Source organism: Agrococcus citreus, from assembly GCF_039527715.1.
In the GTDB taxonomy this organism is placed as follows: Bacteria; Actinomycetota; Actinomycetes; order Actinomycetales; family Microbacteriaceae; genus Agrococcus; species Agrococcus citreus.
Map to the genome: position 1 here is coordinate 627,925 of NZ_BAAAKK010000005.1, position 23,756 is coordinate 651,680.

Annotated in this window: 19 protein-coding genes, 1 tRNA gene, 2 pseudogenes and 1 riboswitch; of the genes and pseudogenes, 15 read left to right on the top strand and 7 right to left on the bottom strand. The window is 72.1% G+C overall.

What is annotated here, in order from left to right; translation table 11 throughout:
* From ABD106_RS11920 to ABD106_RS11965, 10 genes and pseudogenes are all read left to right on the top strand, one after another.
* Positions 1 to 202 (top strand): annotated as a pseudogene (locus tag ABD106_RS11920) (helicase); the annotation flags it as partial.
* A gap of 73 nt (positions 203 to 275) precedes the next feature.
* Complete coding sequence (gene topA / locus ABD106_RS11925; RefSeq protein WP_425545757.1) at positions 276 to 3,056, top strand: type I DNA topoisomerase; 2,781 nt, start codon at positions 276 to 278, stop codon at positions 3,054 to 3,056.
* On the top strand, positions 3,053 to 3,685 hold the full coding sequence (gene tmk, locus ABD106_RS11930; RefSeq protein WP_343920618.1) for a dTMP kinase: 633 nt from the start codon (positions 3,053 to 3,055) through the stop codon (positions 3,683 to 3,685). The genes topA and tmk overlap by 4 nt, the downstream gene beginning before the upstream one ends.
* 10 nt (positions 3,686 to 3,695) lie before the next feature.
* The gene (locus ABD106_RS11935; protein ID WP_343920620.1) at positions 3,696 to 4,886 is read left to right on the top strand and encodes a DNA polymerase III subunit delta'; all 1,191 of its coding nucleotides are present in this window, start codon (positions 3,696 to 3,698) and stop codon (positions 4,884 to 4,886) included.
* Positions 4,887 to 4,946: 60 nt separating this feature from the next.
* Positions 4,947 to 6,509, top strand: coding sequence for an alpha/beta hydrolase (locus ABD106_RS11940; protein ID WP_343920622.1), 1,563 nt, complete (start codon positions 4,947 to 4,949; stop codon positions 6,507 to 6,509).
* Between the two features lie 98 nt (positions 6,510 to 6,607).
* A pseudogene (locus ABD106_RS11945) lies at positions 6,608 to 7,240 on the top strand (SDR family oxidoreductase); the annotation flags it as partial.
* Positions 7,241 to 7,344: 104 nt separating this feature from the next.
* A tRNA-Thr gene (locus ABD106_RS11950) sits at positions 7,345 to 7,417 on the top strand.
* Between the two features lie 68 nt (positions 7,418 to 7,485).
* Positions 7,486 to 8,058, top strand: a complete 573-nt coding sequence (locus tag ABD106_RS11955; RefSeq protein WP_343920624.1) for an isochorismatase family protein — start codon at positions 7,486 to 7,488, stop codon at positions 8,056 to 8,058.
* Between the two features lie 77 nt (positions 8,059 to 8,135).
* Positions 8,136 to 10,352 carry an MMPL family transporter gene (locus ABD106_RS11960; RefSeq protein WP_343920626.1) on the top strand — a complete coding sequence of 739 codons (2,217 nt, stop codon included), beginning with the start codon at positions 8,136 to 8,138 and terminating at the stop codon, positions 10,350 to 10,352.
* An 84-nt stretch (positions 10,353 to 10,436) separates the two neighbouring features.
* Complete coding sequence (locus tag ABD106_RS11965) at positions 10,437 to 11,912, top strand: NAD-dependent succinate-semialdehyde dehydrogenase (protein ID WP_343920628.1); 1,476 nt, start codon at positions 10,437 to 10,439, stop codon at positions 11,910 to 11,912.
* Between the two features lie 142 nt (positions 11,913 to 12,054).
* Here the strand turns inward: ABD106_RS11965 and ABD106_RS11970 are convergent, their stop codons facing one another.
* Together ABD106_RS11970 and ABD106_RS11975 are read right to left on the bottom strand one after the other, a co-directional pair.
* Complete coding sequence (locus ABD106_RS11970; protein WP_343920630.1) at positions 12,055 to 13,842, bottom strand: ABC transporter ATP-binding protein; 1,788 nt, start codon at positions 13,840 to 13,842, stop codon at positions 12,055 to 12,057.
* A gap of 37 nt (positions 13,843 to 13,879) precedes the next feature.
* The gene (locus ABD106_RS11975; RefSeq protein ID WP_343920632.1) at positions 13,880 to 14,083 is read right to left on the bottom strand and encodes an AsnC family protein; all 204 of its coding nucleotides are present in this window, start codon (positions 14,081 to 14,083) and stop codon (positions 13,880 to 13,882) included.
* Between the two features lie 96 nt (positions 14,084 to 14,179).
* Between ABD106_RS11975 and ABD106_RS11980 the strand changes: the two genes are divergently transcribed.
* The 5 genes from ABD106_RS11980 to surE are packed head-to-tail and all read left to right on the top strand — an operon-like array spanning position 14,180 to position 18,511.
* Positions 14,180 to 15,106 carry an ABC transporter ATP-binding protein gene (locus ABD106_RS11980; RefSeq protein ID WP_343920634.1) on the top strand — a complete coding sequence of 309 codons (927 nt, stop codon included), beginning with the start codon at positions 14,180 to 14,182 and terminating at the stop codon, positions 15,104 to 15,106.
* Positions 15,103 to 15,963: an ABC transporter permease gene (locus ABD106_RS11985; RefSeq protein ID WP_343920636.1), complete on the top strand. Its 861-nt coding sequence runs from the start codon at positions 15,103 to 15,105 to the stop codon at positions 15,961 to 15,963. The genes ABD106_RS11980 and ABD106_RS11985 overlap by 4 nt, the downstream gene beginning before the upstream one ends.
* Complete coding sequence (locus ABD106_RS11990) at positions 15,960 to 16,784, top strand: ABC transporter permease (protein ID WP_343920638.1); 825 nt, start codon at positions 15,960 to 15,962, stop codon at positions 16,782 to 16,784. The genes ABD106_RS11985 and ABD106_RS11990 overlap by 4 nt, the downstream gene beginning before the upstream one ends.
* Positions 16,785 to 16,823: 39 nt before the next feature.
* Positions 16,824 to 17,753, top strand: coding sequence for a 1-phosphofructokinase family hexose kinase (locus ABD106_RS11995; RefSeq protein ID WP_343920640.1), 930 nt, complete (start codon positions 16,824 to 16,826; stop codon positions 17,751 to 17,753).
* Positions 17,753 to 18,511, top strand: a complete 759-nt coding sequence (gene surE / locus ABD106_RS12000; protein ID WP_343920642.1) for a 5'/3'-nucleotidase SurE — start codon at positions 17,753 to 17,755, stop codon at positions 18,509 to 18,511. The genes ABD106_RS11995 and surE overlap by 1 nt, the downstream gene beginning before the upstream one ends.
* A 76-nt stretch (positions 18,512 to 18,587) precedes the next feature.
* Here the strand turns inward: surE and ABD106_RS12005 are convergent, their stop codons facing one another.
* From ABD106_RS12005 to ribD, 5 genes are all read right to left on the bottom strand, one after another.
* A complete protein-coding gene (locus ABD106_RS12005; RefSeq protein WP_343920644.1) occupies positions 18,588 to 19,940 on the bottom strand; it encodes an MFS transporter in 1,353 nt (450 codons plus the stop codon).
* A 168-nt stretch (positions 19,941 to 20,108) separates the two neighbouring features.
* Positions 20,109 to 20,606: a 6,7-dimethyl-8-ribityllumazine synthase gene (gene ribH / locus ABD106_RS12010; protein WP_343920646.1), complete on the bottom strand. Its 498-nt coding sequence runs from the start codon at positions 20,604 to 20,606 to the stop codon at positions 20,109 to 20,111.
* The gene (ribB, locus tag ABD106_RS12015) at positions 20,606 to 21,871 is read right to left on the bottom strand and encodes a 3,4-dihydroxy-2-butanone-4-phosphate synthase (protein WP_343920648.1); all 1,266 of its coding nucleotides are present in this window, start codon (positions 21,869 to 21,871) and stop codon (positions 20,606 to 20,608) included. Before ribB ends, ribH begins: the two co-directional genes overlap by 1 nt.
* The gene (locus ABD106_RS12020) at positions 21,868 to 22,485 is read right to left on the bottom strand and encodes a riboflavin synthase (protein WP_343920650.1); all 618 of its coding nucleotides are present in this window, start codon (positions 22,483 to 22,485) and stop codon (positions 21,868 to 21,870) included. The genes ribB and ABD106_RS12020 overlap by 4 nt, the downstream gene beginning before the upstream one ends.
* The gene (gene ribD, locus ABD106_RS12025; RefSeq protein WP_343920652.1) at positions 22,485 to 23,501 is read right to left on the bottom strand and encodes a bifunctional diaminohydroxyphosphoribosylaminopyrimidine deaminase/5-amino-6-(5-phosphoribosylamino)uracil reductase RibD; all 1,017 of its coding nucleotides are present in this window, start codon (positions 23,499 to 23,501) and stop codon (positions 22,485 to 22,487) included. Before ribD ends, ABD106_RS12020 begins: the two co-directional genes overlap by 1 nt.
* A gap of 47 nt (positions 23,502 to 23,548) precedes the next feature.
* A riboswitch (FMN riboswitch) is annotated at positions 23,549 to 23,692 on the bottom strand.
* Between the last annotated feature and the right edge of the window lie 64 nt (positions 23,693 to 23,756).

The following is a 23,756-nucleotide window of genomic DNA, read 5'->3' on the forward strand; positions in this document are numbered from 1 at the left end:
CGCGGCCGCCGATGCGCTCGCGGGATACGCCGACGGCAGCCCGTGCGCGCTCGCGCAAGCGGTCGCAGCGGCGAGCGGTGCAAGGCTCTCCGCCTGCGTGCTCGACGGTCTCGATGCGCGCGTCGCGACGGCCGTCCCGGTCGGCCCGCTCACGGCATCCGCGACCGCGATCGCCGGTCCGCCCGCAGGCGGCGCACCATGACACCGTGTGTATTGTGGCGAGGCATGGCCCTGTCGGGCCGAAACCCCCCAACGAAGAAGCAGTGAGCGTGAGCATGGGCAAGAAGCTCGTCATCGTCGAGTCCCCGGCGAAGGGAAAGACGATCGAGCGGTACCTCGGCGAGGGATACCAGGTGCTGGCCTCCGTGGGCCACATCCGCGACCTCGTCAGCCCGCGCGACCTGCCGGCCGAGCTGAAGAAGGGGTCGTACGGCAAGTTCGCCGTCGACGTCGACAACGGCTTCGCTCCGTACTACGTCGTGAGCGACGAGAAGAAGAAGACTGTCGCCGAGCTGAAGAAGGCGCTCAAGGACGCCGACGAGCTCATCCTCGCGACGGATGAGGACCGCGAGGGCGAGGCCATCGCGTGGCACCTGCTCGAGGTGCTCAAGCCCAAGGTGCCCGTGAAGCGCATGGTGTTCCACGAGATCACCGAGGACGCGATCCAGCAGGCCAAGGACTCGATGCGCGAGCTCAACATGCCGCTCGTCGACGCGCAGGAGACCCGCCGCATCCTCGACCGCCTGTACGGCTACGAGGTCAGCCCGGTGCTGTGGCGCAAGGTGCGGCAGGGCCTGTCGGCCGGCCGCGTGCAGTCGCCCACCGCGCGGCTCATCGTCGACCGCGAGCGCGAGCGCATGGCGTTCGTCTCGGCCGGCTACTGGAGCCTCACCGCTCGGTTCGAGGCCGAGGGAGCCGCCTTCGGCGCTCGCCTCGTGCGGCTCGACGGCGCGCGCGTCGCGACCGGCAGCGACTTCGACGACCGCGGCCAGATCAAGGGCGTCCGCACGGTGCTCGACGCCGAGGCCGCCGAGACGCTCGCGACCGAGCTCGAGCGCAGCGCGTTCGCCGTCTCGGGCGTCGAGTCGAAGCCCTACCGTCGTCGTCCGTCGGCGCCGTTCACGACCTCGACGCTGCAGCAGGAGGCGGGCCGCAAGCTCAAGCTCTCGGCGAAGCAGACGATGTCGGTCGCCCAGTCGCTCTACGAGCAGGGCTACATCACCTATATGCGCACCGACTCGCCCTCGCTGTCGGCGCAGGCGATCGCCGCCGCTCGCGCCCAGGCGACGAGCCTCTACGGTCCCGGCTCCATTCCGGCCGCCGCTCGCCACTACACCGGCAAGTCGAAGTCGGCGCAGGAGGCGCACGAGGCCATCCGCCCCTCGGGCGAGCAGTTCCGCACGCCGCGCGACGTCAAGGGCTCGCTCACGCCGAACGAGCAGCGCCTCTACGAGCTCATCTGGAAGCGCACCGTCGCGAGCCAGATGATCGACGCGACGGGCTCGACCGCGACCATCACGATCGCCTCCGACAGGACGAGCCGCGGCATCGCCGAGTTCACCGCATCCGGCACCGTCATCACCGAGCCCGGCTTCCTGCAGGCCTACGAGGAGTCGTCGGATGCGGCCAGGTACGCCGACGAGGCGGCCACCGACACCGCGCAGGGCGAGGCGACGCTGCCCGACGTCAAGCAGGGCGACCCGCTGGGCCTCGACGAGCTCGAGCGCAAGGAGCACGCGACCACGCCGCCGCCGCGCTACACCGAGGCGAGCCTCGTGAAGGCGCTCGAGGAGCTCGAGATCGGCAGGCCCTCGACGTACGCGTCGATCATCGACACCATCGTGCGGCGCGGTTTCGTCACGCAGCGCGGCGGCGCGCTCGTGCCGAACTGGATCGCGTTCTCGACCATCAAGCTGCTCGAGGACAACCTCGGCGACTACGTCGACTACGACTTCACCGCCGAGATGCTCGCCGACCTCGACCGCATCGCCGACGGCGAGCTCGACCGGCAGGACTGGCTGCAGCGCTTCTACTTCGGCAGCCCCGAGCACCCCGGCCTGCAGAGCACCGTCGCGAACCTCGGCGACATCGATGCGCGCGCCGTCAACTCGATCCCGGTCGCCGAGGGCGTGACGCTGCGCGTCGGCCAGTACGGCCCGTACCTCGAGGGCACCGGCCCCGACGGCGAGGTGAAGCGCGCGAACATCCCCGAGGACCTCACGCCCGACCAGCTCACGCCAGAGAAGGCGGAGGAGCTGTTCTCGGCCGAGCCGGTGCAGGACCGCGTGCTCGGCCAGCACCCCGAGACCGGGCTCGATGTCGTGGTCAAGAACGGCCGCTTCGGCCCATACATCGAGGAGGCGCTGCCGGTCGAGCTCGACGACGAGGGCAAGCCCGTCGTGCCCAAGAAGGGGAAGGCCGCGCCCAAGCCGCGCCGCGCATCCCTCTTCAAGGCGATGGAGCCCGAGTCGGTCGACCTCGAGACGGCCCTCCGACTGCTGAGCCTGCCGCGCGTCGTCGGCATCGATCCGGAGTCGGGCGTCGAGATCACCGCGCGCCCGGGCCGCTACGGCCCGTTCCTCTCGAAGGGCACCGACACGCGGTCGCTCGAGGAGGAGGACCAGATCTTCTCGATCACGCTCGAGCAGGCGGTCGAGAAGTTCGCGCAGCCGAAGTACGGCGCTCGCAAGGCCGCCAGCGCGCTGAAGGAGTTCGACGCCGACCCCGTCTCGGGCAAGCCGATCAAGTTGCGCGACGGCCGCTTCGGCCCCTACGTCACCGACGGCGAGACGAATGCGACCATCCCGCGCGGCGAGGAGGTCGAGTCGGTCACGTTCGAGCGTGCCGTCGAGCTGCTGCAGATCAAGCGCGACAAGGGGCCGGCCAAGAAGCCGGTGCGCAAGGCGGCAGCGAAGAAGCCGGCAGCGAAGAAGCCGGCGGCGAAGAAGCCCGCGGCCAAGAAGCCGGCCGCCAAGGCGACGGCAGCCAAGACGACCGCCGCGAAGAAGCCTGCCGCGAAGAAGCCCGCGCCGAAGCCGAGCGCCGACGCGTCGTGACCGGGGCGTTCATCACGCTCGAAGGCGGCGACGGCTCGGGCAAGACGACGCAGATCGGCCTGCTGCACGCGTGGCTCGAGGGGCAGGGGCGCACGGTCGTGCGCACGCGCGAGCCCGGCGGCACCGAGCTCGGGGTGGAGATCCGCCGGCTCGTGCAGCACACCGAGGGGCACGTCGCCCCGCGCGCCGAGGCGCTGCTGTACGCCGCCGATCGCGCGCACCACGTCGCGACGCTCGTGCGGCCCGCGCTCGAGCGCGGCGAGGTCGTGCTCCAGGATCGCTACCTCGACTCGTCCGTCGCCTACCAGGGTGCCGGCCGCGAGCTCGACGGGGGACAGGTCCGCGACCTCTCGCTCTGGGCGACCGACGGACTGCTGCCCGACCTCACGATCCTGCTCGATATCGATCCCGCCGCGGGGCGGGAGCGGATGGCCGCTCGCGCGGACGCGCCCTACGACCGGCTCGAGGAGACGGGGGACGACTTCGCCCAGCGCGTGCGCGCCGCCTACCTCGAGCTCGCGGCGGCCGAGCCGGATCGCTTCGCCGTGGTCGACGCTTCGGGCACCGCCGAGGAGGTGCACGCGCGCGTCGTGTCGCACGTGCGTGCGATGCTCGACGCGAACGGCTGATCGCCCGGCGATGACGGCCACGGACGAGGAGGCGCGCATGACGGTCGGCTGGAGCGCGATCGTCGGCCAGGCCGACGCCGTCGCGCAGCTGCAGCGCGCCGCAGCCGTCGATCCTGGCGTCGACGGCTCCGGCGCGATGACGCACGCGTGGCTGCTGACGGGCCCTCCCGGCTCGGGCCGCTCCAACCTCGCGTACGCGTTCGCCGCCGCGCTGCTGTCGGATCCGTCCGGCATCGACGAGCGGGTCGCGACGCTCGTCGAGGCGCGCACCCACCCCGACCTCGTGACGCTGTCGACCGAGGGCGTGCTCATCACGATCGCCCAGGCGCGCTCGGTCGTGCAGCGCGCCTCGCTCGCCCCGTCGAGCGCGCGGTACCGCGTCATCGTCGTCGAGGACGCCGACCGCATGGCGGAGCGCACCTCGAACGCGCTGCTGAAGGCGCTCGAGGAGCCGCCGCCCGAGACCGTGTGGATCCTCTGCGCGCCGAGCGAGGCAGACCTGCTGCCGACCATCCGCTCGCGCGTGCGGACGCTCACGCTGCAGGTGCCCGACCCGCGCGAGGTGGCGCAGCTGCTCGTCGACCGCGACGGCGTCTCGCCCGAGGTCGCCGAGCGCGCGGCGCGCGAGGCGCAGAGCCACATCGGCATGGCCCGCAGGCTCGCGACGAGCGACGAGGCGCGGGCGCGCAGGGCCGAGACGCTGCAGATCGCGATGCGGGTGTCGACCGCGGCGTCGGCCGTGCTCGCCGCAGCGCGCTACGTCGAGATCGCGACCGCCGATGCCGACGCCCTCTCGGCCGAGAAGGACGAGGCCGAGCGGGCGCAAGCGCTGCACCAGCTCGGCATCGAGCCGGGCGGCACCGTGCCCCCGGCACTGCGGCGGCAGCTGAAGGAGCTCGAGGACGCGCAGAAGCAGCGGGCGAAGCGCGGCATGCGCGACGGCGTCGACCGCATCCTCGTCGACCTGCTCTCGCTCTACCGCGACATCCTCATGACCCAGCTCGGCGTCGGGCGCGAGCTCGTCAACGAGGCGATGCGGCCCACGGTGCTCGCCGCCGCCGACTTCCTGCACCGGGCCGCGGTGATCGACGTGCTCGACAGCATCCGCGTCGCGCGGGAGCGCATCGAGGCGAACGTGCCCCCGGTGCTCGCGCTCGAGGCGATGCTCGTGCGCGCCGCGCGGGCCGCGCAGCGCCGCTGACAACCTCGCGCGACCCCGATCGGGGCTCGAGCACGGCCGGCCCCGCGTACCGTTGGACCCATGCCTCGCACCCGCCGCCACCTCGCCGCTCTCGCCGCCGTCGCCACGGCGGCGATCGCGCTGTCGGGGTGCGTCATCCTGCCGCCGCCGCTGCCCTCGGGAGCAGCGCCGAGCACGGACGGCGCCCCGAGCTGGAGCCCGACGGGCGAGGACGTCGCCCCAGAGCTCGAGGGCTACTTCGAGCAGGACGTCGACTGGCAGGACTGCGGCGCCAACTGGTGCGGCACGGTGAGCGCGCCCATGGACTGGTTCGACGTGGGCGCCGAGACGATCGACCTCGCGGTCACGGTCGCGCCCGCGACCGGTGAGCGCCGCGGCGCGATCCTCTACAACCCCGGCGGGCCGGGCGCATCCGGGGTCGAGTACGTGCAGCAGTACGCCGACTACCTGCTGCGGCCCGAGGTGCGCGAGCACTACGACCTCGTCGGCTTCGACCCCCGCGGCGTCGCGGGCTCGACGCCCATCTCGTGCTACGACGACCCGCAGGAGCTATACGACTGGCTGTGGGAGATCCCCGAGGGGCCGCAGCCCGAGCCGCTCAGCGACGAGGACCTCGAGCGCCAGCTCGCCGATGCCCAGTGGTTCGGCGACTCCTGCCTCGAGCACACCGGTCCGCTGCTCGAGCACATCGGCACCGAGCAGGTGGCGAGCGACCTCGACCTGCTGCGCGCGCTGCTCGGCGAGCAGCAGCTGAACTACCTCGGTGTCTCGTACGGCACGCTCATCGGCGCCACCTACGCCGACCTGTTCCCCGAGAACGTCGGCCGCTTCGTGCTCGACGCCGCCGTCGCCCCCGACTCCACCGACTTCGACGGCACCCTGTACCAGGCGGCCGGCTTCGAGCTCGCGTACGGCAACTTCGTCGCCGACTGCCTGCAGCAGGACGACTGCCCCTTCCAGGGCACGAAGGAGGACGCGCTGCAGCAGACGCGCGAGCTGCTCGACCGGCTCGACACGGCGCCGATCCCCGTCGCCGACGGGCGGCAGCTGGGCTCGAGCGCGCTCTTCACGGCGATCGCCGCGAACCTCTACGCCGACGCGCAGTGGGCGACGCTGCGCGAGGTGCTGAGCGACGTCTCGGCCGGCAGCGGCGAGTCGGCCTTCGTCGAGGCCGACGACTACTACGGCGTGAACCCCGACGGCACGTTCGCCGACAACTCCCTCGAGACGCTCATCGCGGTCAACTGCCTCGACTACCCGGCGATCACCGACTTCGACGAGGTGCGCGCGAACGCGGAGCAGATCATGGCAGCCGCGCCGACGCTCGGCCCCGACTTCGTCGGCCTCGGCAGCTGCGCCGGCTGGCCCTTCGAGGCCACGCGCGAGCCGCACGAGATCAGCGCACCCGGCGCCGCGCCGATCATCGTCATCGGCGGCATCAACGACCCGGCGACGCCCTACCAGCAGGCGGTCGACCTCGCCGCGATGCTCGAGTCGGGCGTGCTCATCTCGGTGGATGCCGAGGGTCACGGCCAGTACTTCGTCGGCAACGAGTGCGTCGACCGACCCGTGAACGACTACTTCCTCACCGGTACGGCACTGACGGCGCAGATCGACTGCTGAGCCCGGCGCGGCCTGGGCGGACGAGCCGAGCGAACGCGCAGGGAGAGCGGAGCCCCCTCGCAGGCGCCGGTCGTACGGTGCCCGGCTGAGCGACTGTGCGGGCAGCGGTGGCGCAGCTCGACACCACCGACATCCCCGCGTGCGGCGACGTGATCGATCGGCTGAGCGACGAGCTGGGTGGGCTCGACGTCTTCGTGAACAACGCGGGGACCGGGAGCGCGACGCCGCTGCTCGACCTCGAGTACGACGAGTGGGACCGCATCGTCACGACCGACCTCGACGGGGCGTTCGTGTGCATCCAGCGCGCGGCTCGCCGAATGGTCGCCGGCGGCGCGGGCGGCCGGATCATCGCCGTCTCGAGCGTGCACGAGCACCAGCCGCGCGTCGGCTCGAGCGCCTACGACGCCGCGAAGCACGGGCTCGGCGGCCTCATCAAGACCGCGGCGCTCGAGCTCGGAGCGCACGGTATCACCGCCAACACCGTCGCGCCCGGCGAGATCGCGACGCCGATGACCGGCCAGACCGACGACGACCCGCACGAAGCGGCACGGCCCGGGATCCCGATCGGTCGGCCGGGCGACGCGCGAGAGGTGGCATCCGTCATCGCGTTCCTCGCCTCACCGGCCGCCTCCTACGTCACGGGCACGTCGCTCGTGGTCGACGGCGGGATGCTGCAGATGGGACCGCAGGCCGGCTCGCACCTGCGCAGCGACGACTGGCGCTCCGTCTAGCGCTCTCGCGCGGCTCGCGCCGCGACGGTCCGCCTCGCAGGGGACGCCGCGGGCGTCGTGGAGGGCGCTCGGGTGCGCTATGATCGTTGATCGTGCCTCGGCACGCCGCCTTAGCTCAGTCGGCAGAGCGATTCACTCGTAATGAATAGGTCCGGAGTTCGATTCTCCGAGGCGGCACCGTCAAGAGCCCCGCACCAGCGGGGCTCTTCGCATGTGCGCAGCCGGCCGCTCGGTACCCTGCAGGCATGACCCGTGCAATCCTCATCGTCGACGTGCAGAACGACTTCACCGAGGGCGGCGCCCTCGCCACGGAGGGCGGCGCGGCCGTCGCCGCCGCCATCACCGAGCACCTCCGCTCGCACCCGTACTCGCTCGTCGTCGCGAGCCGCGACTGGCACGACGCCCATGGCGACAACGGCGGCCACTTCGCGGCGGGCGAGCCCGACTTCGTCGACACGTGGCCCGTGCACTGCGTCGCCGGCACGCCCGGTGCCGACTACCACCGGGCGCTCGACGCGCTCGCGATCGACGTGCACGTCAAGAAGGGGCAGGGCAAGCCCGCCTACTCCGCGTTCGAGGGCGTGACCGACGACGAGGAGACGCTCGGCGAGGTGCTCGAGGAGCAGGGCGTCGACGAGCTCGACGTCGTCGGCATCGCGACCGACTACTGCGTGAAGGCGTCGGCGCTCGACGCGGCGCTCGCGGGCATCCGGGTGCGCGTCATCGATGCACTGACCTCTGCGGTCACGCCCGAGACGCGCCAGACCGCGCTCGACGAGATGCGCGACGGTGGCGTCGAGGTGGTGCGACGCCACTGATGCGGTCGGCCGAGGAGACCGCGACTCGCCGTCCTTCATTTTTTGATTAGTTAGCCAGCAACAAGTAGTCTGCCTGCATGGCTTCCTCGCGCACGTCCGATCGCCCCACCCGTCGTGGGGTACCCGCCTGGCTGCGGGTGCTCATCCCCGCCGTCCTCATCCTCGGCTGGCTCGCCGCGGCCGGCATCGGTGGCCCGACCTTCGGGCGGCTCTCGACGGTCGTCTCGAACGACCAGACGAGCTTCCTGCCCGCGAGCGCGGAGTCGACCGAGGTCCAGGCGCTGCTGCCCGAGTTCCTGGGCGCCGACGAGGTGCCGGCGATCGTGGTGGTCGCCGCCGACACCGAGCTCGACGCAACCACGCTCGGAGCAGTGACGTCGCTGCAGGAGACGCTCGCCGGTCTCGAGGGTGTCGTCGAGACCTCGCCGGTCGTGCCGAGCGAGGACGGCCAGGCGGCGCAGGTGGTCGCGCTGCTCGACGGCACCGGCTCATCCGAGGAGCTCTCGACCTACACCGAAGCGCTGCGCGCCGAGGTCGCCGCAGCCGACCTGGGCGAGGGCGTGCAGGCCGCGGTCACCGGACCGGCAGGCTTCGCCGCCGACATCGGGGCGGCGTTCGCCGGCATCGACGGCCTGCTCCTGCTCGTCGCCCTCGGCGCGGTGTTCGTCATCCTCGTGCTCGTCTACCGCTCGCCGCTGCTGCCCGTGCTCGTGCTGTTCACCTCGGTCTCGGCGCTCTGCCTCGCGATCCTCATCGTCTTCGCGCTCGCGCAGGCCGAGATCCTCACGCTGAGCGGCCAGACGCAGGGCATCCTCTTCATCCTCGTCGTCGGCGCCGCGACCGACTACGCGCTGCTCTACACGGCGCGCTTCCGCGAGGCGCTCGGGCAGACCCGATCGCGCTGGGAGGCGACGCTCGCCGCGCTGCGCGGCGCGACCGAGCCGATCATCGCCTCGGGCGGCACCGTCATCGCGGGCCTCCTCTGCCTGCTGCTCAGCGACCTCGTCACCAACCAGCAGCTCGGCCCGGTCGCCGCGATCGGCATCGCGACATCGATCCTCGCGGGCCTCACGCTGCTGCCCGCGCTCCTGCTGGCCTTCGGCCGCGTCGCCTTCTGGCCGGTCGCGCCGACGCCCGAGCGCCCCCGCACCAAGCCCGAGGGCAAGGGCCTGTGGGGCGCGGTGGCGCGACTCGTCGACCGCCGCAGCCGTTCGGTCTGGATCGTGACGGCCCTCGTGCTCGCCGCCGGCGCCGCCGGCATCACGCAGCTGCAGGCGAACGGCGTCCCCTCGAGCGAGTTCGTCGTCGGGGAGTCGGAGGCCCGCGACGGCCAGGAGCTGCTCTCGGCGCACTACCCCGGCGGCTCCGGCAGCCCGACGCAGATCGTCGTGCCCGAGGACGACCAGGACGCGGTCGCCGAGGCACTCGGCGACATCGAGGGCGTCGAGAGCCTCGCGCTGGCGAGCGAGGACTCGCCGTCGGGCTCGATTCCGCTGCCGGTCGACCCCCAGTCGCCCTTCGCCTCCGCGACGCCGACGGTCGTCGACGGCCGGGTGCTGATGCAGGCGACGCTCGTCGACGCTCCCGACTCGGATGCCGCACAGGCGGTCGTCCGCGAGGTCCGCGATGTCGTGGACGCGACCTCCGCCGACGCGATCGTCGGTGGACCGACCGCGACCGCGATCGACACGAACGACGCGGCGACGCGCGACCTGCTGCTCATCATCCCGATCGTGCTCGCGGTCATCTCGCTCATCCTCATGCTGCTGCTGCGCTCGATCGTCGCCGCGCTGCTGCTGCTCGCGACCACCGTGCTGTCGTACGGCACCGCGCTCGGCGTGGGTGCGCTCATCCTCTCGGCGCTCGGCATCCCGGCCATGGATCCGTCGGTGCCGCTGTTCGCCTTCGTGTTCCTCGTCGCCCTCGGCGTCGACTACAACATCTTCCTCATGACGCGGGTGCGCGAAGAGGTCGCCGTCATCGGGCACCGCCGCGGCGTGCTGCGCGGCCTGCGGGTGACGGGTGGCGTCATCACCTCGGCGGGCATCGTGCTCGCGGCGACGTTCGCCGCGCTCGGCGTCATCCCCGTGCTGTTCCTGCTGCAGCTCGCGATCATCGTCGCGCTCGGCGTGCTCATCGACACGACGATCGTGCGGTCGCTGCTCGTGCCGGCGCTCGCGCTCGAGATCGGTCCGAAGACGTGGTGGCCGTCGAAGCTCGCGAAGGACGGCGCGGCGGGCAAGCACGCGCGATCGGCCGACCCCCAGGAGGAGCGGGAACGCGTCGACGCGTAGGCTTGTGCGCAGGGTCGACCACCCTGGCGCAACGGCCGGGTGATCGTATACGATCGCACCGTTCCTCTCGACGAAGGAGTCCCCATGACCGTCACCACCGGCACCGAGTCCCAGGTCCTGGACAGCGTCCGCGGCCAGCTGTTCATCGGCGGCGAGTGGATCGACGGCGAGCAGGGCACGATCGACGTGCGCGATCCCGCGACCGGCGAGGTCATCAAGCAGATCGCGAACGGCTCCGTCGAGGACGGCGTGCGCGCGCTCGATGCGGCCGTCGAGGCGCAGGAGTCGTGGGCGCGCACGCCCGCGCGCGTGCGCGGCGAGATCCTCCGCAAGGCGTTCGACCTGCTCCAGGAGCGCAAGGAGGAGTTCGCGCTCCTCATGACGCTCGAGATGGGCAAGCCCCTCGCCGAGGCGCGCGGCGAGGTCGCCTACGGCGGCGAGTTCCTGCGCTGGTTCTCGGAGGAGGCCGTGCGCATCGATGGCCGCTACACGATGACGCCCGAGGGCACCGGCCAGATGATCGTCACGCACCGCCCGGTCGGCCCGTGCTTCCTCATCACCCCCTGGAACTTCCCGCTCGCGATGGCGACCCGCAAGCTCGGGCCCGCGCTCGCCGCCGGCTGCACGGCGGTCGTCAAGCCCGCGACCCTCACGCCGCTCACGACGCTCGCCCTCGTCGCGCTGCTCGAGGAGGCGGGCCTGCCGAAGGGCGTCGTCAACGTCATCACGACGAAGTCGACCGGCGCGCTCTCCGAGAAGCTGCTCGCCGACCCGCGCCTGCGCAAGGTCTCGTTCACGGGCTCGACGCCCGTCGGCGTGCAGCTGCTGAAGCTCGCGGCCGACAACGTGCTCAAGGCGTCGATGGAGCTCGGCGGCAACGCGCCGTTCGTCGTCTTCGACGACGCCGACCTCGACAAGGCGGTCGAGGGCGCGCTGCTCGCGAAGTTCCGCAACATCGGCCAGGCCTGCACCGCCGCGAACCGCTTCATCGTGCACGAGTCGGTCGCCGACGAGTTCGCGAAGCGCATCGGGGATGCGGTGAAGGGCATGAAGATCGGCCGCGGCACCGAGGAGGGCGTCACGATCGGCCCGCTCGTCGAGGACAAGGCCGTCGACAACGCGGTGCGCCTCGTCGACGCCGCGGTCTCCGACGGCGCGACCCTCGTCACCGGCGGCAAGGCGATCGACGGGCCCGGCTCGTTCTTCGAGCCGACCGTGCTCGACGCCGTGACGGCGCAGATGGCCGTCTCGATCGAGGAGATCTTCGGCCCGGTCGTCGCCATCCAGCGCTTCGCGACCGAGGACGACGCGGTGCGGCTCGCGAACGACACGGAGTACGGCCTCGTCGGCTACGTCTTCACCGAGGACGCCAAGCGCGGCCAGCGCATGATCGACCGCATCGACACCGGCATGATGGGCCTCAACGTGGGCGTCGTCTCGAACGCGGCCGGCCCGTTCGGCGGCGTCAAGCAGTCGGGCCTCGGCCGCGAGGGCGGCGCCGAGGGCATCCACGAGTACCTCGAGACGAAGTACACGCTCATGCCCAACCCGTTCGCCTGATCTGACGCACGAAGGGCCGGTCCGCACACGCGGGCCGGCCCTTCGTCGTCGCTGAGCCCTCGCCCGTTGAGGCTCTGCGTCCGAGTGAAGGGCAACTCGGACGCAGACGCTCAACCGGCTCGCGGGGCGCGCGCCCCGGCGATCAGGCGGCGGGGGCCAGCAGCTGGTGCGTCGCGAGCTCCCGGTAGAGCGGCGACGAGTCGAGCAGCTCGGTGTGCGTGCCGCGAGCGAGCACCCGGCCCCGGTCGATCACGACGATCTGGTCGGCGTCGACGACGGTCGCGAGCCGGTGCGCGATCACGAGCGTCGTGCGACCCTCGCTCGCGACGTCGAGCGCCGCCTTGAGCGACGCCTCGTTGCGGGCGTCGAGGTTGGCCGTCGACTCGTCGAGCAGCAGGATGGGCGTCGCCGAGAGCAGCGCGCGAGCGATCGCGAGCCGCTGGCGCTCACCGCCCGAGAGCAGCACGCCGCCCTCGCCGACCTCCGCGCCGAGGCCCGCGCCCGCGCGCCGCACGAGGTCGCCCAGGTTCACCGCCTCGAGCGCCGCGAGCAGCTGCTCGTCGGTCGCCTCGGGCGCGCCGAGCCGCAGGTTGTCGCGCAGCGAGCCGGCGAGCACGGGCGCGTCCTGCTCGACGTAGCCGACGAGCGCGCGCAGGGATGCGCGATCGACGTCGCGCACGTCGGCGCCGCCGACGAGCACCCGGCCGTCGCTCGCGTCGTAGAAGCGCTCGATGAGCGAGAAGGTCGTCGACTTGCCCGCGCCCGACGGCCCGACGAGCGCGGTGCGGGTGCCGGCGGGCACCGAGAACGAGACGTCCTCGAGCACCGTGCGCGGATCGTCGGCCGAGGGGTAGCCGAAGGTGACGCGGTCGAACGCGACCATCGGCGCGCCCGCAGCGGGCTCGAGCGCGACGTCGGCGTCGGCATCCGTCTCGCCCGGCAGCCGGACGATCTCCTGGATGCGCCCGAGCGCGCCGAGCGCGACGCTCACGGCCGAGATCGCCCCGGCCAGCTGGCCGAGCGGCATGATCATGAGGAAGAGGAACAGCAGGAAGCCGACGAGCTGCGAGATGCCGATCTCGCCCGTCGCGACCCGCAGGCCGCCGACGCCGAGCACGACGAGGAACGCCATCTGCAGCGCGACGCCGAAGATCGGCACGACGAGCGCCGAGATGCGCGCGACGCGCACGCCCGCGTCGAACGCGCCGCTCGCGCGCTCGCCGATGCCGGCGACCTCGCGATCGGTCGCGCCGGCCGCGCGAACGGTGCGGACGGCGCTGATGGCCCGCTCGAGCGCGCTCGTGAGGTGGCCGACCTGCTCCTGGGCCTGGCGCGACGCACGCGTGAGCATGGGCATGACCGCGAGCATCACGATGATCGCGCCGGCGAGGACGAGCACCGTGAGGCCCAGCAGCAGCGGATCGATGATGAGCATGGCGATGACCGCGCCGACGAGCGTGAGGAGCCCGCCGACCGACTCGACGAGGCCCTGCGTCAGCACGGCTCGCAGCAGCGTCGTATCGCTGCCGACCCGGCTCACGAGGTCGCCCACGCGCCGCTCGTCGAACTGCGCGATCGGCAGTCGCAGCATCCGCTCGACGAGCGTCCGCCGGGTGCGCAGCACGACGTGCTCGCCGAGCACCTGCAGCAGGAAGTGCTGGAAGCCGTCGAGCACGGCGCCGACGACGACGATCACGAGCAGCAGCGCCGGCAGCCACCCGAGCGGCTGCGTCTGCTCGACGCGCGCGATGAGCTCCTGCGCGAGGGCAGGCTGCGCGAGGGCGAAGCCCGCGCCGAGCACGGAGAGCACGATCGCGCCCGCGAGCAGGCCCTTCTTGGGGAACAGGTACGGCATCAGGTCGCGCACGCTCGCGCGCGGCCCGTCGTCCGCGCCGCGCCGTCGCCCGAACATGCCGCGTCGCTCGCTCATCTGCCGTGGTGTCCCATCTGCCGGCCCATCTGCGGGCCTATCGCTTGCCATGCTTCTTGTGGACCGCCTGGCGCGAGACGCCGAGCGCGTCGGCGATGGCCTGCCAGGGGAACCCCTCCATTCTCGCGCGTCTGACGAGCGCCGATTCCTCGCGCTCGATCTCGCGGCGAGTCGCGGCGGTCTCGGAGAGCAGCTCGAGCACGCCGAGCGGTCGCTCCGACGATGCGGTGACCTTGTCCATGTGTCAATGATGGTTGACAAGGGCCGGATGTGTCAACCTCGGTTGACGACGCGGCGTGGTGCGTCGAGTGGGCGGCACGGTCTACCGTTGACTCTCGTGCCAGCACCCGTGATCGAGGCCAAGGGCCTCCGCAAGCAGTACGGCGACTTCACCGCGGTCGACGGCATCGACTTCGCGATCGAGCCGGGGGAGGCGTTCGGGTTCCTCGGCCCCAACGGCGCCGGCAAGTCGACGACGATGCGGATGATCGCAGCGACGTCGACGCGCACCTCCGGCGAGCTGCGCGTGCTCGGCTTCGACCCCGAGAGCCACGGCCCCGAGATCCGCGCCCAGCTCGGCATCGTGCCGCAGGCCGACCAGCTCGACGAGGAGCTGCGCGTCATCGACAACCTCATCGTCTACGGCCGCTACTTCGGGCTGCCGCTGCCGTACGTGAAGCGGCGCGCCGAGGAGCTGCTCGAGTTCGCCCAGCTCACCGAGAAGCGCAAGGCGCGCGTCGACGGCCTCTCCGGCGGCATGAAGCGCCGCCTCACGATCGCGCGTGGGCTCATCAACAGCCCGAAGGCGATGCTGCTCGACGAGCCGACCACCGGCCTCGACCCGCAGGCGCGCCACGTGCTGTGGGACCGCCTCTTCCGGCTCAAGGAGGAAGGCACGACGCTCGTGCTGACGACGCACTACATGGATGAGGCCGAGCAGCTGTGCGACCGGCTCGTCGTGGTCGACAAGGGCACGATCGTCGCCGAGGGGAGCCCCTCGGCGCTCATCCGGCAGTACTCCACGCGCGAGGTGCTCGAGGTGCGCTTCGGCTCGAGCCGCAACGCAGAGGCCGCGACGAGGATCGAGGGCATCGGCTCGCGCATCGAAGTGCTGCCCGACCGCGTGCTCGTCTACGACGACGACGGCGAGGCCGCGATGTCGGCCGTGCACGAGCGCGGGCTGCAGCCCATCACGAGCCTCGTGCGCCGCTCGAGCCTCGAGGACGTGTTCCTGCGCCTCACGGGAAGGTCGCTGATCGAATGAGCGGCTCGCACGTGCAGACCCCCGGCCTCGTCGACGTCGACGGCGTCGACCACGCCGCGGTCGCGCGCAGCTCGCGCACGTGGGGCTGGTGGTTCGTCGCCGAGCACCGCATTCGCGCGATGCGGTCGTACGTCGCGTCGTGGGTCGCGATCGGCGTCGGCTCGCCGTTCCTGTACCTGCTCGGCCTCGGCGTCGGGCTCGGCCTGCTCGTCGACGCGAACCAGGGCGACACGGGCGTCGACGGCGTGCCGTACCTGACGTTCCTCGCGCCGGCGCTCGCGATGGCGACCGTCATGCAGACCGCCTCGCAGGAGAACACCTACGGGGTGTTCGGCGGCTTCAAGTGGTTCCCGATGTTCTTCGCCATGAACGGCACCCCGATCTCGGCCGCGCACATCGTGGTCGGCTTCCAGGTGTCGGTGCTCGTGCGCGTGCTGCTGCCGCTCGTCGCGTTCGTGGCCGTGATGGTGCTGTTCGGCATCGGCACGCCGCTCGGCGCGCTGCTGCTCGTGCCGATCGGGCTGCTGCTCGGTGCGGCCGTCGGCTTCGCCGTCATGTCGTGGGTCGCGACGCAGACGGAGGACCGCGGCCAGCTCTCGTTCATCGAGCGCTTCGTCGTCGTGCCGCTCACCCTCTTCTCGGGCACCTACTTCCCGCTCGAGACGCTGCCGGCGTTCCTGCAGTGGATCGGCTGGATCTCGCCGCTCTGGCACGCCGCCGAGCTCGGCCGGGCCGCCCTCTACGGCGCGCCCCTGCCGGCGGCGATGCTGCTCCTGCACGTCGGGTTCCTCGTCGTGCTCGCGCTCGTGACGTGCCTGCTCTCGATCCGCACCTTCAGGAAGAGGCTCGACAAGTGACCGAGCAGCTGCTCGAGGCGCCTGCGCCCACCATCCGCGGACCGCTCCGCGGCCTCTACGCCGGCAACACCCGCTCGGTCGTCGCCCGCGGCCTGCAGGTGATCGCGCGCAACAACTGGCTCATCGTCGTCACGGGCTTCTTCGAGCCGGTCTTCTACCTGCTCTCGATGGGCATCGGCCTCGGCGCGCTCATCGGTGCGGTCGAGTTCTACGGCGTCGACGTGCCGTACGCCGCCTACATCGCGCCCGCGCTCATGGCGGTGAGCGCCATGAACGGCGCGGTCTACGACTCGACGATGAACGTCTTCTTCAAGATGAACTTCGCGAAGCTCTACCAGCAGATGCTCTCGACCTCGCTCGGCCCGCTCGACGTCGCGCTCGGCGAGATCCTGCTCGCGCTGTTCCGCGGGCTGCTCTACGCGAGCGGCTTCATGCTCGTCACGACGCTCATGGGGCTCAACCTCTCGTGGACCGCGATCCTCGCGATCCCGGCGGCCCTCATCATCGCGTTCGGCTTCGCCTCCTTCGGGATGGCGGTGACGAGCTACATGAAGACGTTCCAGCACCTCGACTACGTCTACTTCGTGATGATGCCGATGTTCCTGCTCTCCGCCACGTTCTTCCCGATCGAGGTGTACCCGCAGGGGCTGCAGTGGATCATCCAGGCGATGCCGCTGTGGCACGGCGTCGACATGATCCGGCAGCTGACGACCGGGCTCATCCAGCCGTCGATCTGGCTCCACCTGCTGTACTTCGCCGTCATGATCGTCTTCGGGCTGTGGTTCACGACCGTGCGGCTGCGGGCGCTCTTCCTGCGCTGACCCCGGTCGCGTCCAGGCTCGGTGCCTAGGCTGGCCCGCATGGCTCGAGTGCTCGTCTTCGCCCCCGCCCCGACGCTGACCGTCACGATCGAGGACCTCCACGACGACGCCGACGTGCACGTCCACGTCGGCGGCCAGGGAGTGTGGCAGGCGCGGATGCTGACCGCGCTCGGCGTCGACGTCGTGCTCACCTGCACGGTCACCGGCGAGGTCGGCCGCGTCGTGCGGCACCTGCTCGACGACGAGGGCTTCGAGGTCGTCGCGATCGAGCGGCAGGGCGTGAGCCCCGCCTACGTGCACGATCGGCGTGGCGGCGAGCGGGTGGCGGTCGTCGAGGAGGACGGCGAGCGGCTCGAGCGCCACGCGCTCGACGACCTGTACTCCGCGACGCTCCGGGAGGCCGCGAAGGCCGACCTCGTCATCCTCTCCGGTCCCGACGGCGACGACGTGCTCGAGGCCGACGTCTACCGGCGCCTCGCGAGCGACGTGCGCGCGCTCGGCACGCCCGTGCTCGTCGACCTCGCCGGCCCGCGGCTCGAGGCGGCGCTCGAGGGCGGCGTCGACGCGCTCAAGGTGAGCCACGAGGAGCTCGCCGACGACGGCCGCGTCGATGACGGCGACGACGAGGCGCAGCTCGTCGCCGCCGCGCGCGAGCTGCACGACTCGGGCATCGGCCTCGTCGCCGTCACCCGCGCCGATGCCGGTTCGATCGTGGTCGGGGACCGCGGCGCGTGGCGCGTGTCCGCGCCCGAGCTCGAGCCGGTCGACACGCGCGGCGCCGGCGACTCGTACGCGGCCGGCGTCGCATCCGTGCTCGCCGTCGGTGGCTCGCACGACGACGCGATCCGGATGGGCGCGGCGGCGGGCGCGGTGAACGCGACGCGCCGGGGGCTCGGCACGGGCGACGCGGAGGCGATCCGGGCGATCGCCGAGCAGGTGCAGCTGGACGAGATCGAGGAGGAGGACTGATGCGCGCGCTCATCACGAACGACGACGGGATCGACTCGCCGGGGCTCGCCGCGCTCGCGCGGGCGGCGGCGGATGCGGGCTTCGAGGTGGTCATCGCCGCCCCGGCCGAGGAGCACTCCGGTGCGAGCGCATCCATCATCGCGACGCAGGGCACGGCGGTCACCGCGGCGGGCGGCAAGGGCACCGTGCGCTCCGAGCGGCGCACCGTCGCCGGCCACGACGGCGAGGCGCACGCGGTTCACGCCGCCCCAGCCCTCATCGTGCTGCTCGCGCTGCACGGCTCGTTCGGGCCGGTGCCCGACGTCGTGCTGAGCGGCATCAATCGCGGCGCCAACGTGGGGAGCGCCATCCTGCACTCGGGCACCGTCGGTGCCGCGCTCACCGCCGGGCAGGGCGGCGTGCGGGCGCTCGCCGTGTCGCTCGACGTCGGGCTGCGCGAGGGCGGCGGCGAGCACTGGGAGACGGCCGCAGCGATCGCGGGTCGCGCGCTCTCCGGCCTGCTCGGCGCGCCCGCGGGCGCGGTGCACAACGTCAACGTGCCCGACGTGGCCGACGCCGACGCGCTCGAGCTCGTCTCGGCACCGCTCGCGCCCTTCGGCATCGTGCAGACGACCATGACCGAGGTCGACGGCGACGAGGTGCGCCTGTCGATCCGCGAGCACCGGGCGGCGGATGCGCCGGGCACCGACATGGAGCGGCTCGCGGCGGGCCTCGCGACGGTCACGGCGGTGCAGGCGCTCTCCGCACCGGCCGTCTGAGGCGCGACGACGGACGGCCCGCCACCCTGCGAGGGTGACGGGCCGTCGTCGCCGGGCGGGCGCATCCGATCGCGCGTCAGCGCTCGATGTCGATGTCCTTCGTCTCCTTCGAGATGAGCAGCGCGACGAGCGTCAGGGCACCTGCACCGGCGAGGTAGACCCCGACCCAGAAGACGCTCCCGCCGCCCGCGGTCCAGAGCGCCACCGCGATGAACGGCGCGACCGCGGCGCCGAGGATCGACGAGACGTTGTACGAGATGCCCGAGCCCGTGTAGCGCACGTTCGTCGGGAACAGCTCCGGCAGCAGTGCGCCCATCGGGCCGAACGTGAAGCCCATGAGCGACATGCCGAGGATGAGCCACAGCATCACGCCGACGAAGCCGGCGCCCGTGAGCGGCACCCAGAGCAGGCCGAATGCGATGATCGCGAGCGTCACGACGATGAGCGTCTTGCGACGGCCGAAGCGGTCGGCGAGCGGGCCGGAGACGAGCGTGAAGATGCCGAAGAAGACGACGCCGACGATGAGCATGACGACGAAGGTGTTGTACGAGTACCCGAGACCGGGCACGGCAGCGTCCGTCGGCGTGCGGCCGAACGTGAGCGAGAATGTCGTCATCAGGTAGAAGAGCACGTACGTCGCGAGCATGAAGAACGTGCCGAGGATGAGCTCGCGCCAGTTGCTGCGGAGCACCGTGCCGAGCGGCAGGCGCTGGATCGTGCCGGTCTCCTTCGCCTTCGTGAACGACGTCGACTCGACGAGCTTGAGGCGTACGTAGAGGCCCACGATCACCATGACGGCGGAGAACAGGAACGGGATGCGCCATCCCCACGCGAGGAACGCCTCGGAGGGCACCGAGGGGTCGTCGCTCGGCAGCGCCGCGGCGATGATGAGGAAGAGGCCGTTGGCGATGATGAAGCCGATCGGCGCGCCAAGCTGCGGGAACGTGCCGTACCAGGCGCGCTTGCCGGCCGGGGCGTTCTCGGTCGCGACGAGCGCAGCGCCCGACCACTCGCCGCCGAGCGCGAAGCCCTGCGCGAGGCGCATGACGACGAGCAGCGCGGCGGCGAACCAGCCGACCTGCTCGTGCGTGGGCAGCACGCCGATGAGGAACGTCGCGATGCCCATCGTGAGCAGGGCACCGACGAGCGTGAGCTTGCGGCCGTGCTTGTCGCCCAAGTGGCCGAAGACGACCGAGCCGATCGGGCGGGCGACCATCGCGGCGCCGAAGACGGCGAACGACGACAGCAGGGCCGTCGTGTCGTCGCCGGTGGGGAAGAACAGGTGCGGGAACACGAGCACGGCGGCCGTCGCGTAGACGTAGAAGTCGTAGAACTCGATCGTCGTGCCGACGAGGCTCGCGAAGAGGACGCGGCCGCGGGAGTTGGCCGGGGCGGATGGCGCGGACGCCTGGGTTGCGGAGATGGACATCTGGCTTCCTGGGATGCGTGTGGCGCGCCGAGATGCGGGTGTGCGGGCGCGCGGGGAGCGGTCCGCTCGTGACGGGCCGGCCGTGTCGGAGACTGCTGCGGCTCCTTGGGGGACGACGCTCCAGTCTAACGATCGAGCGGAGCGCCGCCCGTCTACCGGTCGGCCCTGCTACCGATCGGCGGAGCGCAGCGAGCGCAGCGCGAGCGCGGCCTCGACGACCGCCTCGGCGGCCTCGCGGCCCTTGTCCTCCTTCGAGCCGGGGAGGCCCGCCCGGTCGATGCCCTGCTGCTCGTCGTCGAGGGTCAGCACGCCGAAGCCGACGGGCTTGCCCGTGCGCACGGCGACCTCGGTGAGGCCCATCGTGGCGGCCTGCGACACGTACTCGAAGTGCGGGGTGCCGCCGCGGATGATGACGCCGAGCGCGACCGCGCCGTCGGCGCCCGCCTCGAGCGCCGCCTGGGCGACGACCGGCAGCTCGAACGAGCCCGGCACGGGCAGCTCGAGCACCTCGGCGCCCATCTCGGCGAGCGCGCGTCGCGCGCCCTCGAGCAGCGCGGTCGCGATCTGCTCGTGCCAGCGGCCGTGCACGACCGCGATCCGCAGGCCCGTGGCGTCGAAGCCCGCGCCTCCCTGCCCGTCGCGCGTGGGCGCTCCTGCTCCAGCCATCAGCTCTCTCCCTGTTCGTCGCGGACGTCGATGACCGACGGGAGCTGGTGCCCCATGCGGTCGCGCTTCGCCTGCAGGTACTGCTCGTTGTGCTCGCCCACGCCCACGAGGAGCGGCACGAGCTCGGTCACCTCGACGCCGTGCTGCTCGAGCTGCTGCTGCTTGAGCGGGTTGTTCGAGAGCAGCCGGATGGAGCCGACGCCCTGCTGCCGGATGATGTCGGCTGCGGCGCCGTACTCGCGCGCGTCGGCCGGGAGCCCCAGCGCGAGGTTGGCGTCGAGCGTGTCGAGCCCGTCCTCCTGCAGCCGGTAGGCGCGCAGCTTGTTGATGAGGCCGATGCCGCGGCCCTCGTGGCCGCGCAGGTACACGACCATGCCGCTGCCCGCATCCTGGATCTGCTCCAGCGCCGCGTCGAGCTGCGGGCCGCACTCGCACTTGAGCGAGTGCAGCGCCTCGCCCGTGAGGCACTCGGAGTGCACGCGCACGAGCGCGCCGTCGTCGAGCTCGCCGGCGATGATCGCGACGTGGTCGGCACCCGTCTGGCGATCGCGGTAGGCCGCGACCCGGAACATCCCGAAGCGCGTCGGCACGTCGGTCTCGACCTCGAACGAGACTCGCGCCGACTCCTCGTTGGCGCCGCCGCACGCGGTGGGCAGGCCACCGGCGTCGAGGTAGTCGACGAGGTCCTCGATCGTGATGACGGGCAGGTCGTGCTCCTCGCCGAAGGCGATGAGCGATGGGAGGCGGCGCATCTCGCCGCCGTCCTCGACGAGCTCCCCGATGACGGCGACGGGCTCGAGGCCCGCGAGCGTCATGAGCTCGACGGCGGCCTCGGTGTGGCCCTTGCGCTCGCGCACGCCGCCCGGGACCGCGCGCAGCGGCACGATGTGGCCCGGGCGGCGGAGGCTCGAGGGCGTCGACGCCGGGTCTGCGAGCACGCGCAGCGTATGCGCGCGGTCGTCGGCCGAGATGCCGGTGGAGTCGCGGTCGGCCGCGTCGACGGTGACCGTGTACGCGGTCTGCCGGGCGTCCTCGTTGTCGAGCACCATGAGCGGCAGTGCGAGCTCGTCGGCCCGCTCGGCCGTCAGCGGCGCGCACAGGTACCCGGAGGTGTGGCGCACCATGAACGCGACCTGCTCGGCCGTGGCGAGCTGCGCCGACATGATGAGGTCGCCCTCGTTCTCGCGGCCCTCGTCGTCGACGACGATGATCGGCTTGCGCTCGCGCAGCGCTGCGAGCGCGACGTCGATGGTGGTGATGCTCATGATGCCTCCCGCTGCAGCTGCAGCATGCGCTCGACGTGCCGAGCGACGATGTCGGTCTCGATGTTCACGCGGTCGCCCACGTCCCGGAAGCCGAGCGTCGTCGAGGCGAGCGTCTCGGGGATGAGCGCCACCTCGAACCACTGCTGCGCGTCGGTCGGCTCGCTCACGGCGGACACCGTCAGGCTGATGCCGTCGACGGCGATCGAGCCCTTGCGCACGACGAGGTGCGCGTGCTTTGGGTCGAGCGAGATGCGCACGGTGCGCTGCCCGTCGCCCTCCACGATCGAGAGCACCTCGGCGGTGCCGTCGATGTGCCCCTGCACGATGTGCCCGCCGAGGCGGTCGCCGACGGCGGCCGCGCGCTCGAGGTTGACGCGGTCGCCCGGGCGACGGTCGCCGAGCGTCGACATGTCGACTGAGATCTGCATGACGTCGGCCGTGAACGCATCCGCCGTCTGCTCGACGACGGTGAGGCACAGGCCGTTGACCGCGATCGAGTCGCCGTGGGATGCGTCGCTGACGGCGAGCGGGCCGCGAACGGTGAGGCGCCAGGCCTGCCCGTTGCGCTCGAGCGAGACGACCTCGCCGAGCTCTTCGATGATGCCGGTGAACATCAGTGCACTTCCTCTGTCGTGGCCTCGACCAGGAGGTCGGGGCCGAGCTGCTCGAGCCGCGTCACCGTGAGGCGCCGCTGCTCGTCGATCGTGCGGACGCCGATGTCGTCGAGCACGGTGCGCGGACCTCCGAGGAGCGTCGGCGCGAGGTAGATGGTGAGGCGGTCGGCGAGGCCGGCGGCGAGGAAGGCGCTCGCGAGCGTCGGGCCGCCCTCGACGTAGAGGCTCTGCACGCCGTCGGCGGCGAGGCCGAAGAGCTCGCGCTCGAGGTCGTGGCCCGCGGTGCGGTGGCCGCGCGGATGCCGTCGGACGGCGGCGTCGACCGGGATCGCTCGCGTGCCGAACACGACCGGCATGGGCTGCGGCGCGTCGGCGTCGCCGTCGATGCGCGCGGTGAGCTTCGGGTCGTCGGCGAGCACCGTGCCCGTGCCGACGGCGATCGCGTCGTGGGCGCTGCGCTCGCGGTGCACGTGCGCGCGCGCCTGGGGGCCGGTGATCCACTGGCTCGAGCCGTCGGCGGCGGCGGCGCGGCCGTCGAGCGACTGCGCCCACTTCACCGTCACGCGGGGCCTGCCCGTGCGCTGCACGAACAGCCAGTCGGCGATGACGGCCTCGCCCTCCGCCTCGTCGAGCCGGGCGACGGCGACGCCCGCCGCTTGCAGGCGCGCGGCGCCGCCGCTCGACGCGTCGCCTGGGTCGTCGCACGCGTAGACGACGCGAGCGACGCCCGCCTCGAGCAGCGCCTCGGCGCACGGGCCGGTGCGGCCCGTGTGGTTGCACGGCTCGAGGGTGACGATCGCGGTCGCGCCGCGCGCCTCCTCTGGGCGCAGCCGCGAGAGCGCGTCCACCTCGGCGTGCGGCGTGCCGGCGCCGCGATGCCAGCCCTCGCCGAGCACGCGGCCGTCGGGAGAGAGGATCACGGCGCCCACCTGCGGGTTCACGCCGCGCGGGCCGCGGTGCGCGAGCTCGCGAGCGCGAGCCATCGCGTCGCGCTCTGCGACGGGGTTCCCTGCCATGACGTTCCTCTCCGAACGCGCGCGGGGAACGGGGGTCGCGAGCGACCCCACGTGCGCCTCCCCTCCGGACTCTCACCGTCGGTGCTGGAGTTCCACCAGCTCAACCGCTCGCGCTGCTCGAGATCGAGCGGCGCTCACGGGTCGCGGACTATCACCGCCGGTTCAGATTTGCACTGACCCCGGGCACGTTGCTGCTGCCACCCTACAACTCGCCTCTCCCGCATCCCATTCCCGCCCATCCGGCCGTGCTGCCGT

What these genes read in the sequence shown, in the direction of transcription:
- topA (WP_425545757.1), top strand. Translation starts at nt 276, where the DNA reads ATGGGCAAGAAGCTCGTCATCGTCGAGTCCCCGGCGAAGGGAAAGACG.
- ABD106_RS11935 (WP_343920620.1), top strand. Translation starts at nt 3,696, where the DNA reads ATGACGGCCACGGACGAGGAGGCGCGCATGACGGTCGGCTGGAGCGCG.
- ABD106_RS11940 (WP_343920622.1), top strand. Translation starts at nt 4,947, where the DNA reads ATGCCTCGCACCCGCCGCCACCTCGCCGCTCTCGCCGCCGTCGCCACG.
- ABD106_RS11955 (WP_343920624.1), top strand. Translation starts at nt 7,486, where the DNA reads ATGACCCGTGCAATCCTCATCGTCGACGTGCAGAACGACTTCACCGAG.
- ABD106_RS11960 (WP_343920626.1), top strand. Translation starts at nt 8,136, where the DNA reads ATGGCTTCCTCGCGCACGTCCGATCGCCCCACCCGTCGTGGGGTACCC.
- ABD106_RS11965 (WP_343920628.1), top strand. Translation starts at nt 10,437, where the DNA reads ATGACCGTCACCACCGGCACCGAGTCCCAGGTCCTGGACAGCGTCCGC.
- ABD106_RS11970 (WP_343920630.1), bottom strand. Translation starts at nt 13,842, where the DNA reads ATGAGCGAGCGACGCGGCATGTTCGGGCGACGGCGCGGCGCGGACGAC.
- ABD106_RS11975 (WP_343920632.1), bottom strand. Translation starts at nt 14,083, where the DNA reads ATGGACAAGGTCACCGCATCGTCGGAGCGACCGCTCGGCGTGCTCGAG.
- ABD106_RS11985 (WP_343920636.1), top strand. Translation starts at nt 15,103, where the DNA reads ATGAGCGGCTCGCACGTGCAGACCCCCGGCCTCGTCGACGTCGACGGC.
- ABD106_RS11995 (WP_343920640.1), top strand. Translation starts at nt 16,824, where the DNA reads ATGGCTCGAGTGCTCGTCTTCGCCCCCGCCCCGACGCTGACCGTCACG.
- surE (WP_343920642.1), top strand. Translation starts at nt 17,753, where the DNA reads ATGCGCGCGCTCATCACGAACGACGACGGGATCGACTCGCCGGGGCTC.
- ABD106_RS12005 (WP_343920644.1), bottom strand. Translation starts at nt 19,940, where the DNA reads ATGTCCATCTCCGCAACCCAGGCGTCCGCGCCATCCGCCCCGGCCAAC.
- ribH (WP_343920646.1), bottom strand. Translation starts at nt 20,606, where the DNA reads ATGGCTGGAGCAGGAGCGCCCACGCGCGACGGGCAGGGAGGCGCGGGC.
- ribB (WP_343920648.1), bottom strand. Translation starts at nt 21,871, where the DNA reads ATGAGCATCACCACCATCGACGTCGCGCTCGCAGCGCTGCGCGAGCGC.
- ABD106_RS12020 (WP_343920650.1), bottom strand. Translation starts at nt 22,485, where the DNA reads ATGTTCACCGGCATCATCGAAGAGCTCGGCGAGGTCGTCTCGCTCGAG.
- ribD (WP_343920652.1), bottom strand. Translation starts at nt 23,501, where the DNA reads ATGGCAGGGAACCCCGTCGCAGAGCGCGACGCGATGGCTCGCGCTCGC.